General features: G+C 59.6%; 16 protein-coding genes and 3 pseudogenes. 11 read left to right on the top strand and 8 right to left on the bottom strand.

Annotated elements, in window-relative coordinates; translation table 11 throughout:
• Nucleotides 1–73: 73 nt before the first annotated feature.
• From ccoS to ttcA, 5 genes are all read left to right on the top strand, one after another.
• Nucleotides 74–280: a cbb3-type cytochrome oxidase assembly protein CcoS gene (gene ccoS, locus I6L36_RS01735; RefSeq protein WP_041211434.1), complete on the top strand. Its 207-nt coding sequence runs from the start codon at nucleotides 74–76 to the stop codon at nucleotides 278–280.
• Nucleotides 264–950: a sulfite exporter TauE/SafE family protein gene (locus I6L36_RS01730; protein WP_010674780.1), complete on the top strand. Its 687-nt coding sequence runs from the start codon at nucleotides 264–266 to the stop codon at nucleotides 948–950. The genes ccoS and I6L36_RS01730 overlap by 17 nt, the downstream gene beginning before the upstream one ends.
• A 68-nt stretch (nucleotides 951–1,018) precedes the next feature.
• The gene (locus tag I6L36_RS01725) at nucleotides 1,019–1,774 is read left to right on the top strand and encodes an FNR family transcription factor (RefSeq protein ID WP_010674781.1); all 756 of its coding nucleotides are present in this window, start codon (nucleotides 1,019–1,021) and stop codon (nucleotides 1,772–1,774) included.
• A gap of 136 nt (nucleotides 1,775–1,910) precedes the next feature.
• Entirely contained in the window at nucleotides 1,911–2,858 is a 948-nt protein-coding gene (gene uspE, locus I6L36_RS01720) for a universal stress protein UspE (protein ID WP_010674782.1), read from the top strand.
• A gap of 67 nt (nucleotides 2,859–2,925) precedes the next feature.
• Nucleotides 2,926–3,834: a tRNA 2-thiocytidine(32) synthetase TtcA gene (ttcA, locus tag I6L36_RS01715; protein WP_010674783.1), complete on the top strand. Its 909-nt coding sequence runs from the start codon at nucleotides 2,926–2,928 to the stop codon at nucleotides 3,832–3,834.
• A 71-nt stretch (nucleotides 3,835–3,905) separates the two neighbouring features.
• Here the strand turns inward: ttcA and I6L36_RS01710 are convergent, their stop codons facing one another.
• Together I6L36_RS01710 and I6L36_RS01705 are read right to left on the bottom strand one after the other, a co-directional pair.
• Nucleotides 3,906–4,568 (bottom strand): DUF2987 domain-containing protein, encoded by a 663-nt coding sequence (locus I6L36_RS01710; protein WP_010674784.1) that lies wholly within the window; start codon nucleotides 4,566–4,568, stop codon nucleotides 3,906–3,908.
• Nucleotides 4,569–4,629: 61 nt separating this feature from the next.
• Nucleotides 4,630–5,385, bottom strand: a complete 756-nt coding sequence (locus tag I6L36_RS01705; protein ID WP_010674785.1) for a hypothetical protein — start codon at nucleotides 5,383–5,385, stop codon at nucleotides 4,630–4,632.
• Nucleotides 5,386–5,642: 257 nt separating this feature from the next.
• Between I6L36_RS01705 and I6L36_RS01700 the strand changes: the two genes are divergently transcribed.
• The 3 genes and pseudogenes from I6L36_RS01700 to I6L36_RS01690 form a co-directional block, all read left to right on the top strand.
• Nucleotides 5,643–6,260 (top strand): glutathione S-transferase family protein, encoded by a 618-nt coding sequence (locus I6L36_RS01700; protein WP_010674786.1) that lies wholly within the window; start codon nucleotides 5,643–5,645, stop codon nucleotides 6,258–6,260.
• 245 nt (nucleotides 6,261–6,505) lie between these two features.
• Entirely contained in the window at nucleotides 6,506–6,925 is a 420-nt protein-coding gene (rbsD, locus tag I6L36_RS01695) for a D-ribose pyranase (protein WP_216986946.1), read from the top strand.
• A 35-nt stretch (nucleotides 6,926–6,960) separates the two neighbouring features.
• Nucleotides 6,961–7,434, top strand: a pseudogene (locus I6L36_RS01690) (ATP-binding cassette domain-containing protein); the annotation flags it as partial.
• 324 nt (nucleotides 7,435–7,758) lie between these two features.
• Here I6L36_RS01690 and I6L36_RS01685 read toward each other — a convergent pair.
• The 6 genes and pseudogenes from I6L36_RS01685 to dfrA15 form a co-directional block, all read right to left on the bottom strand.
• Nucleotides 7,759–8,025 (bottom strand): annotated as a pseudogene (locus I6L36_RS01685) (DDE-type integrase/transposase/recombinase); the annotation flags it as partial.
• 54 nt (nucleotides 8,026–8,079) lie between these two features.
• The gene (locus I6L36_RS01680) at nucleotides 8,080–8,844 is read right to left on the bottom strand and encodes an IS6-like element IS6100 family transposase (protein WP_001389365.1); all 765 of its coding nucleotides are present in this window, start codon (nucleotides 8,842–8,844) and stop codon (nucleotides 8,080–8,082) included.
• A gap of 506 nt (nucleotides 8,845–9,350) precedes the next feature.
• A complete protein-coding gene (locus I6L36_RS01675; RefSeq protein ID WP_000376623.1) occupies nucleotides 9,351–9,851 on the bottom strand; it encodes a GNAT family N-acetyltransferase in 501 nt (166 codons plus the stop codon).
• Nucleotides 9,852–9,978: 127 nt separating this feature from the next.
• On the bottom strand, nucleotides 9,979–10,818 hold the full coding sequence (gene sul1 / locus I6L36_RS01670) for a sulfonamide-resistant dihydropteroate synthase Sul1 (RefSeq protein WP_000259031.1): 840 nt from the start codon (nucleotides 10,816–10,818) through the stop codon (nucleotides 9,979–9,981).
• A complete protein-coding gene (locus I6L36_RS01665; RefSeq protein WP_000679427.1) occupies nucleotides 10,812–11,159 on the bottom strand; it encodes a quaternary ammonium compound efflux SMR transporter QacE delta 1 in 348 nt (115 codons plus the stop codon). Before I6L36_RS01665 ends, sul1 begins: the two co-directional genes overlap by 7 nt.
• A 200-nt stretch (nucleotides 11,160–11,359) precedes the next feature.
• Nucleotides 11,360–11,833, bottom strand: coding sequence for a trimethoprim-resistant dihydrofolate reductase DfrA15 (dfrA15, locus tag I6L36_RS01660; RefSeq protein WP_001355915.1), 474 nt, complete (start codon nucleotides 11,831–11,833; stop codon nucleotides 11,360–11,362).
• Between the two features lie 156 nt (nucleotides 11,834–11,989).
• Between dfrA15 and intI1 the strand changes: the two genes are divergently transcribed.
• The 3 genes and pseudogenes from intI1 to rbsC all read left to right on the top strand — a co-directional run bounded on the left by intI1 (nucleotide 11,990) and on the right by rbsC (nucleotide 15,363).
• On the top strand, nucleotides 11,990–13,003 hold the full coding sequence (intI1, locus tag I6L36_RS01655) for a class 1 integron integrase IntI1 (protein WP_000845048.1): 1,014 nt from the start codon (nucleotides 11,990–11,992) through the stop codon (nucleotides 13,001–13,003).
• Between the two features lie 333 nt (nucleotides 13,004–13,336).
• Nucleotides 13,337–14,398 (top strand): annotated as a pseudogene (locus I6L36_RS01650) (ATP-binding cassette domain-containing protein); the annotation flags it as partial.
• Complete coding sequence (rbsC, locus tag I6L36_RS01645; RefSeq protein ID WP_010674789.1) at nucleotides 14,395–15,363, top strand: ribose ABC transporter permease; 969 nt, start codon at nucleotides 14,395–14,397, stop codon at nucleotides 15,361–15,363. The pseudogene I6L36_RS01650 and the gene rbsC, both read left to right, overlap by 4 nt.

Genomic DNA, 15,363 nt, shown 5'->3' with positions numbered 1-15,363 from the left:
TGGCATCCTCCCGGGTGGCGGCACCTCTTGCCTCGCCGGGTTATCATCCCCCTTTCACCACAGGGTCCGCGCCATGAACATTATCTTCGTCCTCATCCCCATCGCCATCCTGTTCGTTGTCATTGCCGGCGCCGTCTTCTTCTGGGCCATCCGCTCCGAGCAGTTCGAGGATCTCGACAGGCAGGGCTCCAACATCCTGTTTGACGAGGAGCAGCGCCCCTTGCCCCCCTCTGAACAACAAGCAGAACAGGAAAACAGGCCCCATGACCAGCAGCCTTGACCTCATGGGCGCCCTGCTGGTCGGGCTTGCCGGTGCCGGCCACTGTATCGGCATGTGTGGCGGCGTGTCCGCAGCGCTCTCCATGGCCATACCTGCCGAGAAGCAGCATTTTTGGGGCAGGCTCGGTTATCTGCTCAACTACAACCTGGGGCGCATCCTGAGCTATGTGCTGGCGGGCGCGCTGGTGGGCGGCTTGCTCGCCACCACCACGGAGATAGGCGCTGGCAAACACGCCCTGGCAGGGCTTCGCCTCATCGCCGCCCTGCTGATGATAGCGCTCGGCCTCTACTTGGCTGGCTGGTGGCATGGCGTCTTGCTGCTCGAGCGCATCGGTGCGAAGTTCTGGCCTCTCATCAAGCCGCTGGCAGGCAGGTTTCTCCCGTTTACATCAGCCAGGCAGGCCCTCCCCTTTGGCATGATATGGGGCTGGCTCCCTTGCGGCCTCGTCTACTCCATGCTGACCTGGAGCGCTGCCGCAGGCTCCGCGAGTGGCGGGGCACTCATCATGCTCTTTTTCGGCCTCGGCACCCTGCCGACCCTGTTTGCGCTAGGGGGGCTGGCAGACCGATTGCGCTACTGGCTCACCCTGCGCAGCCTGCGCCTTGGGGGCGCCTTGCTGCTTATTGCCTACGGGATCCACACCCTCTGGATCGGGATGGCGTCCTTTTGAAACCCTATCCAAAACGGATGAGATGGTGGTAAACTTGTTTGATATAAATCAATTATTCATTTGAGCCTATGATCCCGGACAAGAAACCTGGCAGACGTATTCAGAGCGGTGGCTGTGCAATTCATTGCCAGGATTGCAGCATCAGCCAGCTCTGCATCCCCTTCACCCTGAACGATAACGAGCTCGATCAGCTCGACAGCATCATCGAGCGCAAAAAGCCGTTCCAGAAGGGTGAAGAGTTGTTCAAGGCCGGCGATGAGCTCAAGTCGCTCTATGCCATACGTTCCGGGACCATCAAGTCATACACCATCACCGAACAGGGTGACGAACAGATCACCGCCTTCCACCTCGCCGGTGATCTGGTCGGTTTCGACGCCATCCACAAGCAGGCCCACCCCTCCTTCGCCCAGGCGCTGGAAACCGCCATGGTGTGCGAAATACCGTTCGATGTGCTCGACGACCTCTCTGGCAAGATGCCCAAACTGCGCCAGCAGATCATGCGGCTGATGAGCAACGAGATCATGGGCGACCAGGAGATGATACTGCTGCTCTCCAAAAAGAACGCCGAAGAGCGCCTCGCTGCCTTCCTGCACAATCTCTCGGTTCGTTTCTCCGAGCGCGGCTTCTCCGCCAAGGAGTTCCGCCTCTCCATGACCCGTGGAGACATCGGCAACTACCTCGGTCTCACCGTCGAGACCATCAGCCGCCTGCTGGGCCGTTTCCAGAAATCCGGTCTCATCAGCGTCAAAGGCAAATACATTACTGTACTTGACAACGTTGCCTTGGGCGTCATGGCCGGAGCCACTCGTCCTCCCTGCGGTTAATCCCCGTTTATTCCCTTTTTTGCCGGATCGGATCACCCTGAAATTTGATCCGGCACACCTTCCCGTCTCCCCCCTTGGACTAAGCTGTAATAGCTAAAGAGTTGCCATCATTGGCCTTTTTACCAAGGAGGAGAACATGGTCAAGTACCGAAACATTCTGGTGGTGATCAATCCCGAGGAGGAGCGCCAGATCGCGCTCGAGCGCGCGGTCAAGGTCGCCGAGCTGGATGAGGGCGCCCAGCTGACCCTGCTCCTGACGATTTACGACTTCTCTTACGAGATGACCGCCATGCTCTCGGCAGACGAGCGGGAAGAGATGCGCCATGGTGTCATCGCCCAGCGTCGGGAGTGGCTCGACGAGATCCTAACTCCCTATCGGGCCAGAGGGCTGGAATGCGAAGTGAAAGTGCTTTGGCACAACCGTCCCTTCGAGTGCGTCATTCAGGAAGTGCTGGAACAGCGTCACGATCTGGTTGTCAAGGCGACTCACAAACACTCCTTCCTGCAAACCTTCATCTTCACCCCCACCGACTGGCACCTGCTGCGCAAATGCCCCTGTCCGGTTCTGCTGGTAAAAGAAGGGCACTGGCAACGGGGGGGCAACCTGATTGCCGCCATCAACTGCTCGAGCGATGACAAGGAGCAGAAGGTGCTTAACGAGCGGATCACCCGCGAGGGGATCGCCATCGCCGAGCTGCTTGGTGCCAGTCTCTATCTGGTCAACACCTACCCGGGCACCCCGGTCAATGTCGCCATCGAACTGCCAGAGTTCGATCCCAACGCCTACAACGATGCCATTCGCAAACACCATGAAGATCTGCTGCGGGAACATGCCGATCAATTCGGCATCAACCACATGTGGACCAAGGTGGCGGAAGGCTTGCCGGAGGAGGTGCTGCCGGACATGGCGGACGATCTGAATGCCACCCTGATGATCATGGGATGCGTCGGCCGTACCGGCCTCTCTGCCGCCCTGCTTGGCAACACCGCCGAGCACGTGGTGGACAGGCTCAACTGCGACATTCTCATCCTCAAACCCGACGATTACAGCAGCCCTGTGGATGACAGGCGTCATCCTGCATAAGCGTTTCTTGCCCTCCCCCGGGACATGGCTATAATAAGCCGCTTATTTTTGTCCCGGGTTTGAGGCCATGCTAGAAGAGCTTAACGCCAAAGAGAAATACAGTTTCAACAAGCTGCAGAAACGCCTGCGGCGCAACGTGGGCCAGGCCATCGCCGACTTCAACATGATTGAAGAGGGTGACAAGATCATGGTCTGCCTGTCTGGCGGCAAGGACAGCTTTGCCATGCTCGACATCCTGATGAGCCTGAAGGCCAGCGCCCCCATCCATTTCGATCTGGTGGCCGTCAACCTGGATCAGAAGCAACCCGGCTTCCCCGAGCACGTGCTGCCCGAATACCTGAGCACCCTCGGCATCGACTTCAAGATCGTGGAAGAAGATACCTACTCCATCGTCAAGGAGAAGGTACCGGAGGGCAAGACCACCTGCGCGCTCTGCTCCCGCCTGCGCCGCGGCATTCTGTATCGCACCGCCCAGGAGCTGGGTTGCACCAAGATCGCCCTTGGCCATCACCGTGACGACATCCTCGAGACTCTGTTCCTCAACATGTTCTACGGTGGCAAGCTCAAATCCATGCCCCCCAAGCTGGTGAGCGACGATGGCAAGAACGTGGTGATCCGCCCCCTGGCCTACTGCAAGGAGAAAGATCTGGTGCGCTATGCCGAGGTCAAGGCCTTCCCCATCATCCCCTGCAACCTGTGCGGCTCCCAGGAGAACCTGCAGCGCCAGGCCATCAAACAGATGATGCAGGAGTGGGATCGCCGCTTCCCGGGTCGTCTCGAAACCATGTTCACCGCCATTCAGGACGTGATCCCGAGCCACCTGCTCGATCACCAGCTGTTTGACTTCAAGAGCATCAACCGCGACTCCGGCATCATCGACGGTGGCGACAAGGCATTTGATCCGCCCGAGCTGCCCAAGGCGCCGCTGCTGGACATCGACGAGATGGACATGCTGGACGTGATTGAGGTGCGCTAAGCCCCGTCACCCACAAAAAAGGAGCGCCAGGCGCTCCTTTTTTCATTCTGGCAATCTGCGGACTCGGGTCGCTACCCCTTGTGCAGCCAGGGGGTCAGACGCAGGATCTCCCCTTGCAGTTGCAGCTTGCCCTGGGCAAACCCCTTCAGCTGCGCATTGCTGAGCAGCAGTTGCCCCTGCTGCCAGGAGACGGCCTCCTGACGGGCACCCTCCACAAGGTAGGCTGTGCCTGCGGGCGCCACCATGGAGATCCGCACCCCTTCCATCTTGGGCAGGAAATACTGGCCGACCATGCCGGCCATCTTGTCGAGCAATCGCTGCATCTGCTGCTGGCGCGAGACAAGCTCGGCCAGCGGCACCTCGGGTGTGGCGGGGGCGTCGGCCATCACCTGTACCGACAGATCGCAGGCGGCATGGGCCTCGGTGAGCCCCACCACCACGATCGCCTTGTCGAGGTTGAGATCTTCGTCATAGGGCAGACGCAGTTCGCCATCCACCGTGACCTCGGCGGGCACATCCCTGTCCGGGGTCGAGACCCGGGCCGAGGTGAGCCCGCAGCGCCGACCGTTCTGTTGACTGGCCAGATAAAAGCCCAGTCTGGCGTGGCCGAACTCCCCCTTGGCGAAGGTCTTCATCTGGCTGTAGAAGGTGCCGTAGTCGAGTTCAAGGGACGGCTCAGCCTGTCCCAGCATGGGTACCAGCAGGAGCGCCGCCATCCCGTATCGCTTGTTCATATGCCATCCTTTTGCATCACGCTCCGGGCGGGTCGACACCGGCTGACCCCCTGGTATCCCGTTATGCGTTGAAATGATCCGGGCCCTGCCCGCCGTTGCCACTGGCAACCTCGGTCACTTCGACTGCCACCCCACACAGATCCCGGTAGAGAATGCCCTTGCAGTTGAAGTAGAGCGGCGCCACCCAGATAAGTCCCAGCCCCATGGGGATGAGCGCCAGGAAGAAGAGTGCCAGCATGACCCCGTGCAGCAGCACTATGCTGGGCCATCCCCGGGCAAAGAGCTTGAGGGATACCAGAATGGCCTGAGCCGGGGAAAGACCGCGCTCCAGCACCAGAGGTACGGTAAACACCAGCCCCATGCCCACCAGGGCGGAAGGGATGAAGGCCAGCATCACCGGCACGCCCAGCAGCTCGAACAGGGGGCCAAACAGGCTGGTGATGAGGCTGCCGAGCAGACTCAGGCTGCCCAGGCGCAGGAAGTGGCGGAAGAAGTCGAATACCTGGCTCGGCCGGGCGCGCACCCCCACCGACTGCTGCAACCCCAGCATGTCGAGGGAGGAGGTCATGGGTGACATGATCACCGTGACCAGCAGGCTCAGGATCAGGGCCATATCCATACCCCCCCCTTCACGGGCGACATAGGGTGTCAGCAAGGTATTGCTCAGCAGGATCCAGATTGCCATGACCCCGGCGATGGCCAGCGCCAATCCGAAACCGGTACGACGAGTCTGTTGCCACCCCTCTTTCAACACCCCTTGCAGGTCCAGACGATATCCCTGGCTGAGGGACTGTTCGAGGGTTCCACCGATCCGCATTCTATTACTCAATTGACTGTCCAACATTCACTGACGACTGATCCAAGGTGGCACATTATAGCGGTTTGAACCGGCATGCGTAGCCGTTTTTCCTGTTATCTTCCGTTCAGAAAGCCATTGATACCAAAGGCCTTGCAGCCCTTCTTGATGAAGTTCCCCTCACCCTTGGCCCCTCTGTCCAACGGGGGTAGGATAATGGCGCGCGCTGGCGGACGAGATGTCCACTGGCTCTTCTCTCTCACACAAGGAAAACGGTCATGTCCGAACTGACGCTCTATCTTGCCCCTGGTACCTGTGCCATGGCGGTGCGCATCGCTCTGGTGGAGGCCGGTGCCCCTCACCTTGTCAAGCGCCTGGATCTGGCCGCTGGTGAACAGCGCAGCCCCGACTACCTCGCCATCAATCCCAAGGGGCGAGTCCCGGCACTGGTGACGGAGCATGGCGTGCTGACCGAAACACCGGCTCTGCTGCTCTACGTGGCCCAGCGTTTTCCTAACGCCGGGCTGGCCCCATTGGATGACCCCTTCCTCCTGGCCAGGATACAGGAGGTACACAGTTTCCTCGTCTCCACCGTCCATGTCGCCCATGCCCATGGACGCCGTCCCGGCCGCTGGGCCGACGATGAACAGGCCATGGCTGCCATGCAGGCCAAGATGCCCCAGAACATGCGCGATGGCTTTGACCAGATTGAGCGCCACTATCTGGCCGGCCCCTGGGTACTGGGGGAGCGCTTCAGCCTGGCCGACATCTACCTCTTCGTGATTGCAGGCTGGCTCGAGAGCGACGGGGTTGCCATCAGCGAGTTTCCCAAGGTGGCGGATCACTATCAGCGCATGCTGGCCCGCCCCGCAGTGCAGGCGGCGCTCGCCCTCTGATCTCCTCGCGCTGGGTACGCCTTTTTGTACGGGCAACATCCGGCGACGCCTCTCAGACGGGTGCTCTTCTGGCACCCGTTTCTTCTGAAATTGCCCTGTCACTGAGATCGTTTTCACATTTTCGTCATCACTGCCTAGACCCGTTAACGGTTAACACTTATCTTTCGCCCTAATGACGCAACCGGTTGCGTAACCGATTGCCCAACTCAATATCCATATGCGGTCCCAGGCCGCCGAGGTGCTGTATGAAACGAGGCAAGCTGCTCAATGCTCCCTTAAGCGCGCTGGTCGCGCAGATGGGCCACACCGACGAGATCACCGTCTGCGATGCGGGCCTGCCCATTCCGGCAGGCCCCGAGCGCATCGATCTGGCGCTGATGGCGGGCCCCCCCAGCCTTGAAACCGTACTGACCGCCCTACTCACCGACCTGGTGGTGGAGAAGGTGATCATGGCAAGCGAGATCAAGCAGATCAGTCCCGCCGCCCATCAGGCGCTGGTGGATCAGCTGGAGGCCCACGCAGCCGCCCAGGGCAAGCCCATCACCATCGAGTACTGCCTGCACGAAGCGTTCAAGGCTCGCTCCTGCCAGAGCAAGGCTATCGTGCGCAGCGGCGAGGTGACTCCCTACGCCAACCTGATCCTCTGCGCCGGTGTGGCGTTCTGAATTCTTCAAAGAAGGCCTCTTCAAGGAAGCTGCAAATGAGCACAACCTCCCCCCTCTCACCCATTCTGGAGCTGACCGAGATCGTCAAGACCTTCCCCGGTGTGCGCGCCCTCGACGAAGCGGGTCTTCGGGTCTATCCGGGCCAGGTGATGGCCCTGCTCGGCGAAAATGGCGCTGGCAAGTCGACCCTGATGAAGGTGCTGACCGGCATCTACCAGGCCGATTCGGGCAGCATCAGCTATCGCGGCCAGCCGGTTCACTTCAAGGGCCCCCGCGACTCCCAGGATCAGGGGATCAGCATCATCCACCAGGAGCTGAACCTGCTGCCGGAATTGTCGATTGCCGCCAATATCTTCCTCGGCCGCGAACCGCGCACCCGTTTTGGCAGCATCGACCACAAGCAACTGCGCGAACGGGCCAGCACCCTGCTGGCACGACTTGGCGTCAAACACGGCCCGGATACCCGGCTAGGGGATCTCTCCATCGGCGAACAGCAGATGGTGGAGATGGGGGCGTCTCAGAATTCGGAAAATAAAGCACGGTAAGACAACGGGAGGCCCATGCCATGCTTGGTTTTTCCGGGATGGTGTCCAGTTGGAGTAAAGCCCAACTGGGCGTCAAACGAAGTGTCATTTTCAGAAGACGACTGCACCAGTTGATTGGGCGTAATGGCTGTTGTGCAGCCAGCTCCTGACAGTTCAATATCAGAAGTGATCTGCACCAATCTCGACTATGCTCAATACTCGTGTGCACCAAAGCGAGGTGAGCATGGCGACGGAGGCTCTGTTGCAAAGATTGGCGGCAGTCAGAGGTAGGCTGTCGCTCTGCGCCGATCAGGCGGCTGCTGCGAAATGGTGGTTGAGCATGCCCATGGCCTCCGTCAGCGCCGAGGGCCCAATGCCAAAAGCTCTCTCCACAAGGCGCACCTCGCCCCTGATGCCGGGCTGCAGGCACCAGGGGCGAGCCTGTCCTTTGCGCAGGGCTCGCATGACTTCGAATCCCTTGATCGTGGCATAGGCCGTGGGGATCGATTTGAAACCGCGCACCGGCTTGATCAGTATCTTGAGCTTTCCGTGATCGGCCTCGATCACGTTATTGAGGGCTCTGTTGCAAAGATTGGCGGCAGTCAGAGGTAGGCTGTCGCTCTGCGCCGATCAGGCGGCTGCTGCGAAATGGTGGTTGAGCATGCCCATGGCCTCCGTCAGCGCCGAGGGCCCAATGCCAAAAGCTCTCTCCACAAGGCGCACCTCGCCCCTGATGCCGGGCTGCAGGCACCAGGGGCGAGCCTGTCCTTTGCGCAGGGCTCGCATGACTTCGAATCCCTTGATCGTGGCATAGGCCGTGGGGATCGATTTGAAACCGCGCACCGGCTTGATCAGTATCTTGAGCTTTCCGTGATCGGCCTCGATCACGTTATTGAGATACTTCACCTGCCGGTGGGCCGTCTCCCGGTCCAGCTTTCCTTCGCGCTTCAATTCGGTGATCGCTGCACCATAGCTCGGCGCTTTGTCGGTATTGAGCGTGGCAGGCTTTTCCCAGTGCTTCAGGCCTCGCAGGGCCTTGCCCAGGAACCGCTTCGCTGCCTTGGCGCTGCGGGTCGGCGACAGGTAGAAATCGATCGTGTCGCCCCGCTTGTCGACTGCCCGGTACAGGTAGGTCCACTTGCCCCGCACCTTGACGTAGGTTTCATCCAGGCGCCAGCTCGGATCAAAGCCACGCCGCCAGAACCAGCGCAGCCGCTTCTCCATCTCCGGGGCGTAGCACTGGACCCAGCGATAGATCGTCGTATGGTCGACCGAAATGCCGCGTTCCGCCAGCATTTCCTCAAGGTCGCGATAGCTGATCGGATAGCGACAATACCAGCGCACCGCCCACAGGATCACATCACCCTGGAAATGGCGCCACTTGAAATCCGTCATCGTTCCGTCCGTCCAATCTCCGCCAAGCATGCTCAAGCTTCACGATTTTTGCAACAGAGCCCACACGAGTATTGAGCATAGTCGAGATTGGTGCAGATCACTTCTGATATTGAACTGTCAGGAGCTGGCTGCACAACAGCCATTACGCCCAATCAACTGGTGCAGTCGTCTTCTGAAAATGACATTTGGTATCTCTCATAAACGGATGTTTTTGAGAGAACTATCTTCGGCCTTCACACGCACGAAAGGCGGCGAAGCTCCGCCGTTAATCCGTCCGCCGGAGATCTCGCCCAGGCAGGCTGAAGGCCGAGCAAGCCTGACAGGCCCGAAAAGCCCGGCACGGGCGTCGGCGGCGATGACGGCGGCGGCATTATCCAGGGTTGATGATGGAAGTGGAGGATATCGACAACCTCTCGCGCAACCAAGACATCGCGGTCGGACTGCAAGTGATCTTGAAGCCACGGGCCCGTCCCACCCCGACATGGACCTCGATGCCCGAACGGACGTTAGATTTCGAGTTCTAGGCGTTCTGCGATGAAGGTTGGATCCCAGCCGGGATTGAAAGTGTCGACGTGGGTGAATCCGAGCCGCTCGTATAGGCCACGCAGGTTCGGGTGGCAGTCGAGCCGCAGCTTGGCGCACCCCTGCGTTCGCGCGGCATGGCGGCAAGCCTCGATCAGCGCGGAGCTGACACCCCGGCCCGCATGTGTCCGTCGCACCGCGAGCTTGTGCAGATATGCGGCCTCCCCCTTGAGGGCGTCGGGCCAGAACTCGGGATCCTCGGCCGACAAGGTGCAACAGCCGACGATGCCGTCGCTGCAACTCGCGACTAGGAGCTCGGATCTCAGGACGAAGGTCTCCGCGAATGTCCGGTCGATCCGCGCGACGTCCCAGGCGGGCGTTCCCTTGGCGGACATCCACGCCGCAGCGTCGTGCATCAGCCGCACAACCTCGTCGATATCACCCGAGCAGGCGACCCGAACGTTCGGAGGCTCCTCGCTGTCCATTCGCTCCCCTGGCGCGGTATGAACCGCCGCCTCATAGTGCAGTTTGATCCTGACGAGCCCAGCATGTCTGCGCCCACCTTCGCGGAACCTGACCAGGGTCCGCTAGCGGGCGGCCGGAAGGTGAATGCTAGGCATGATCTAACCCTCGGTCTCTGGCGTCGCGACTGCGAAATTTCGCGAGGGTTTCCGAGAAGGTGATTGCGCTTCGCAGATCTCCAGGCGCGTGGGTGCGGACGTAGTCAGCGCCATTGCCGATCGCGTGAAGTTCCGCCGCAAGGCTCGCTGGACCCAGATCCTTTACAGGAAGGCCAACGGTGGCGCCCAAGAAGGATTTCCGCGACACCGAGACCAATAGCGGAAGCCCCAACGCCGACTTCAGCTTTTGAAGGTTCGACAGCACGTGCAGCGATGTTTCCGGTGCGGGGCTCAAGAAAAATCCCATCCCCGGATCGAGGATGAGCCGGTCGGCAGCGACCCCGCTCCGTCGCAAGGCGGAAACCCGCGCCTCGAAGAACCGCACAATCTCGTCGAGCGCGTCTTCGGGTCGAAGGTGACCGGTGCGGGTGGCGATGCCATCCCGCTGCGCTGAGTGCATAACCACCAGCCTGCAGTCCGCCTCAGCAATATCGGGATAGAGCGCAGGGTCAGGAAATCCTTGGATATCGTTCAGGTAGCCCACGCCGCGCTTGAGCGCATAGCGCTGGGTTTCCGGTTGGAAGCTGTCGATTGAAACACGGTGCATCTGATCGGACAGGGCGTCTAAGAGCGGCGCAATACGTCTGATCTCATCGGCCGGCGATACAGGCCTCGCGTCCGGATGGCTGGCGGCCGGTCCGACATCCACGACGTCTGATCCGACTCGCAGCATTTCGATCGCCGCGGTGACAGCGCCGGCGGGGTCTAGCCGCCGGCTCTCATCGAAGAAGGAGTCCTCGGTGAGATTCAGAATGCCGAACACCGTCACCATGGCGTCGGCCTCCGCAGCGACTTCCACGATGGGGATCGGGCGAGCAAAAAGGCAGCAATTATGAGCCCCATACCTACAAAGCCCCACGCATCAAGCTTTTGCCCATGAAGCAACCAGGCAATGGCTGTAATTATGACGACGCCGAGTCCCGACCAGACTGCATAAGCAACACCGACAGGGATGGATTTCAGAACCAGAGAAAGAAAATAAAATGCGATGCCATAACCGATTATGACAACGGCGGAAGGGGCAAGCTTAGTAAAGCCCTCGCTAGATTTTAATGCGGATGTTGCGATTACTTCGCCAACTATTGCGATAACAAGAAAAAGCCAGCCTTTCATGATATATCTCCCAATTTGTGTAGGGCTTATTATGCACGCTTAAAAATAATAAAAGCAGACTTGACCTGATAGTTTGGCTGTGAGCAATTATGTGCTTAGTGCATCTAACGCCTGGCACAGCTGCCGACAAAATTGGCGCTTGTTTTGCCGGCTTTTTGGCAAAACAAGTGACACTTTTGGCGGTCAGTTGCTGCCACTTGTTAACCCTTTTGCCAGATTTGGTAACTATAATTTATGTTAGACACGAAGTCTTGGCTAAAAACTGGCCTAAAACTACTGGGGATTTCTGGAAAATAGACATCACCTTCTGGCTCAATGTCGATTGTTGAAATATGTAAAGTATCAACTTTATCGATCAGGCTTTTGTATATTTCACCACCACCAGACACAATCACATGATCCGTTATCGTCTTCAGATGATTTAGCGCTTCATCGATAGATGGAAATACCAATACATTCTCATCACTGGAAGTGAAGCTTGAACGAGTTACAACGGCATATTTTCGGTTGGGTAAAGCCCCCATTGACTCGAAAGTCTTTCGGCCTACCAAAAGCCACTGATTATAGGTAATCGCTTTGAAGAGTAATTGTTCCCCTTTGGCACTCCATGGAATATCTGGGCCATTTCCGATAACTCCATTCTTCGAAATTGCTGCCATTAGTGATAGTTTCACGATACTTCCTTAGGGGTTAACTTTGTTTTAGGGCGACTGCCCTGCTGCGTAACATCGTTGCTGCTCCATAACATCAAACATCGACCCACGGCGTAACGCGCTTGCTGCTTGGATGCCCGAGGCATAGACTGTACAAAAAAACAGTCATAACAAGCCATGAAAACCGCCACTGCGCCGTTACCACCGCTGCGTTCGGTCAAGGTTCTGGACCAGTTGCGTGAGCGCATACGCTACTTGCATTACAGTTTACGAACCGAACAGGCTTATGTCCACTGGGTTCGTGCCTTCATCCGTTTCCACGGTGTGCGTCACCCGGCAACCTTGGGCAGCAGCGAAGTCGAGGCATTTCTGTCCTGGCTGGCGAACGAGCGCAAGGTTTCGGTCTCCACGCATCGTCAGGCATTGGCGGCCTTGCTGTTCTTCTACGGCAAGGTGCTGTGCACGGATCTGCCCTGGCTTCAGGAGATCGGAAGACCTCGGCCGTCGCGGCGCTTGCCGGTGGTGCTGACCCCGGATGAAGTGGTTCGCATCCTCGGTTTTCTGGAAGGCGAGCATCGTTTGTTCGCCCAGCTTCTGTATGGAACGGGCATGCGGATCAGTGAGGGTTTGCAACTGCGGGTCAAGGATCTGGATTTCGATCACGGCACGATCATCGTGCGGGAGGGCAAGGGCTCCAAGGATCGGGCCTTGATGTTACCCGAGAGCTTGGCACCCAGCCTGCGCGAGCAGCTGTCGCGTGCACGGGCATGGTGGCTGAAGGACCAGGCCGAGGGCCGCAGCGGCGTTGCGCTTCCCGACGCCCTTGAGCGGAAGTATCCGCGCGCCGGGCATTCCTGGCCGTGGTTCTGGGTTTTTGCGCAGCACACGCATTCGACCGATCCACGGAGCGGTGTCGTGCGTCGCCATCACATGTATGACCAGACCTTTCAGCGCGCCTTCAAACGTGCCGTAGAACAAGCAGGCATCACGAAGCCCGCCACACCGCACACCCTCCGCCACTCGTTCGCGACGGCCTTGCTCCGCAGCGGTTACGACATTCGAACCGTGCAGGATCTGCTCGGCCATTCCGACGTCTCTACGACGATGATTTACACGCATGTGCTGAAAGTTGGCGGTGCCGGAGTGCGCTCACCGCTTGATGCGCTGCCGCCCCTCACTAGTGAGAGGTAGGGCAGCGCAAGTCAATCCTGGCGGATTCACTACCCCTGCGCGAAGGCCATCGGTGCCGCATCGAACGGCCGGTTGCGGAAAGTCCTCCCTGCGTCCGCTGATGGCCGGCAGCAGCCCGTCGTTGCCTGATGGATCCAACCCCTCCGCTGCTATAGTGCAGTCGGCTTCTGACGTTCAGTGCAGCCGTCTTCTGAAAACGACACGAAGCGGCGAAAGCGCGTCAGAGTAGGGCCGTATTTGGTATTTCCTGACGCCTTCGGAGCGGCATCTATGGCCTCAACCTGACACCCCAGCCGTTAGCGTGCTTTATTTTCCGAATTCTGAGACGACCCCGAGATCGCCAAGGCGCTGTCGTTCGATGCCAGCGTCATCATCATGGACGAACCCACCGATGCCCTCACCGACACCGAAACCGAGCAGCTTTTCACCGTCATTCGCGAACTGCGCGAGCAGGGCTGCGGCATCGTCTACATCTCCCATCGCTTGAAGGAGATCTTCGAAATCTGCGATCGGGTCACCGTGCTGCGGGACGGCAAGTGGATCGGCGAGCAGGCGGTGAGCGATCTCGACGAAGACAGGATCATCGAGATGATGGTGGGTCGCCGGCTGGAAGAGCAGTACCCGCGCCTGGTGCGCGAACTCGGCCCCGTCAGCCTGCAGGTGAAGGATTTGGCCGGCCCCGGCGTGCGCGGGGTGAGCTTCTCCCTGCGTCAGGGTGAAATTCTGGGCTTTAGCGGCCTGATGGGCTCCGGCCGCACCGAGCTGATGAAGCTCATCTACGGTGCCAGCCCCATCAGCGCTGGCCAGATGACGGTGGATGGCCACGCCCTGGTACCCAGAAGCCCGGCCGATGGTCTGGCCGCTGGCATCGCCTATATCTCCGAGGATCGCAAGGGCGACGGCCTGGTGCTGGAGCTGTCGGTGCGCGAAAACATGAGCCTGTGCGCCCTCGGCGAGTTCATTCGTGGCGGCAAGATTGACGGCAAGGCCGAGCGCCAGGCGGTAGGAGACTATGTTCGTCTGTTCAACATCAAGACCCCGAGTCAGGATCAGCTGATCAAGCTCCTCTCCGGCGGCAACCAGCAGAAGGTGGCCATCGCCAAGGGGCTGCTGACCCGGCCCAAGGTGCTGATCCTGGATGAGCCGACCCGCGGCGTCGATGTCGGCGCCAAGAAGGAGATCTATCAGCTCATCAACCAGTTCAAGAAGGAGGGGATGAGCATCATCCTGGTCTCCTCCGAAATGCCGGAAGTGCTCGGCATGAGTGATCGCATTATGGTGATGCACGAAGGGCGCATCAGCGCAGAATTCAACACCCGCGATGCCAATCAGGAGAAGCTGATGGCAGCGGCAGTCGGTAAACAGTGGCAAGCAGAGCAAGAGGCAGCACAATGACAACCCAAACCCTTTCCCGCCGCGGCGTCATGAGCATGGCCTGGTGGATCGAGAACAAGTCCCTGGTCGCGCTGCTGGTGCTGATCGGCGTGGTCTCTTTCCTGAGCCCCAACTTCTTCACCGCCGACAACCTGCTCAACATCCTGCGCCAGACATCGGTCAACGCCATCATGGCGGTCGGCATGACGCTGGTCATCCTCACCGCCGGCATCGATCTGTCGGTCGGCTCGGTACTGGCCCTGTGCGGCGCCCTGGCCGCCACCATGGTGGCCATGGAACTGCCCATCGGCCTGGTGATCCCCCTCACCCTGGGGGCCGGCGCCCTGCTTGGCAGCATCAGCGGCCTCATCATCGCCAAGGGCAAGGTACAGGCGTTCATCGCCACCCTGGTCACCATGACCGCCCTGCGCGGCGTCACCATGGTCTACACCGAGGGGCGCCCCATCTCCACCGGCTTCAGTGACGGCGCCGATCACTTCGCCTGGCTCGGGACCGGCTACCTGCTGGGTCTGCCGGTGCCCATCTGGCTGATGGCAATCGTCTTCCTGCTGGCCTGGTACCTGCTCAACCACACTCGCCTGGGCCGCCACATCTATGCCCTCGGCGGCAACGAATCGGCCACCCGCCTCTCTGGTATCAATGTGGATCGGGTCAAGCTCGCGGTGTATGGTCTGTGCGGCATGCTGTCGGCACTGGCCGGGCTCATCGTCACATCCCGCCTCTCCTCCGCCCAGCCCACAGCCGGCATGGGGTACGAGCTGGATGCCATCGCCGCCGTTGTGCTGGGGGGCACCAGCCTGATGGGGGGCAAGGGCCGTATCATGGGTACCCTGATCGGTGCCCTCATCATCGGCTTCCTCAACAATGCCCTCAACCTGCTCGACGTCAGCTCCTATTACCAGATGATCGCCAAGGCCAGCGTGATTTTGCTTGCTGTGATGATCGATAACAAAAGCAACCGTTAA

Origin of the sequence: Aeromonas sp. FDAARGOS 1406 (assembly GCF_019048565.1) — a bacterium.
GTDB classification, from domain to species: domain Bacteria; phylum Pseudomonadota; class Gammaproteobacteria; order Enterobacterales; family Aeromonadaceae; genus Aeromonas; species Aeromonas caviae.
This window is presented reverse-complemented; position numbering and strand designations above follow the sequence as displayed.

What these genes read in the sequence shown, in the direction of transcription:
- I6L36_RS01675 (WP_000376623.1), bottom strand. Translation starts at nt 9,851, where the DNA reads ATGGACAGCGAGGAGCCTCCGAACGTTCGGGTCGCCTGCTCGGGTGAT.
- I6L36_RS01705 (WP_010674785.1), bottom strand. Translation starts at nt 5,385, where the DNA reads ATGCGGATCGGTGGAACCCTCGAACAGTCCCTCAGCCAGGGATATCGT.
- I6L36_RS01680 (WP_001389365.1), bottom strand. Translation starts at nt 8,844, where the DNA reads ATGACGGATTTCAAGTGGCGCCATTTCCAGGGTGATGTGATCCTGTGG.
- I6L36_RS01730 (WP_010674780.1), top strand. Translation starts at nt 264, where the DNA reads ATGACCAGCAGCCTTGACCTCATGGGCGCCCTGCTGGTCGGGCTTGCC.
- sul1 (WP_000259031.1), bottom strand. Translation starts at nt 10,818, where the DNA reads ATGGTGACGGTGTTCGGCATTCTGAATCTCACCGAGGACTCCTTCTTC.
- rbsC (WP_010674789.1), top strand. Translation starts at nt 14,395, where the DNA reads ATGACAACCCAAACCCTTTCCCGCCGCGGCGTCATGAGCATGGCCTGG.
- ttcA (WP_010674783.1), top strand. Translation starts at nt 2,926, where the DNA reads ATGCTAGAAGAGCTTAACGCCAAAGAGAAATACAGTTTCAACAAGCTG.
- uspE (WP_010674782.1), top strand. Translation starts at nt 1,911, where the DNA reads ATGGTCAAGTACCGAAACATTCTGGTGGTGATCAATCCCGAGGAGGAG.
- intI1 (WP_000845048.1), top strand. Translation starts at nt 11,990, where the DNA reads ATGAAAACCGCCACTGCGCCGTTACCACCGCTGCGTTCGGTCAAGGTT.
- I6L36_RS01710 (WP_010674784.1), bottom strand. Translation starts at nt 4,568, where the DNA reads ATGAACAAGCGATACGGGATGGCGGCGCTCCTGCTGGTACCCATGCTG.
- I6L36_RS01700 (WP_010674786.1), top strand. Translation starts at nt 5,643, where the DNA reads ATGTCCGAACTGACGCTCTATCTTGCCCCTGGTACCTGTGCCATGGCG.
- I6L36_RS01665 (WP_000679427.1), bottom strand. Translation starts at nt 11,159, where the DNA reads ATGAAAGGCTGGCTTTTTCTTGTTATCGCAATAGTTGGCGAAGTAATC.
- ccoS (WP_041211434.1), top strand. Translation starts at nt 74, where the DNA reads ATGAACATTATCTTCGTCCTCATCCCCATCGCCATCCTGTTCGTTGTC.
- rbsD (WP_216986946.1), top strand. Translation starts at nt 6,506, where the DNA reads ATGAAACGAGGCAAGCTGCTCAATGCTCCCTTAAGCGCGCTGGTCGCG.
- I6L36_RS01725 (WP_010674781.1), top strand. Translation starts at nt 1,019, where the DNA reads ATGATCCCGGACAAGAAACCTGGCAGACGTATTCAGAGCGGTGGCTGT.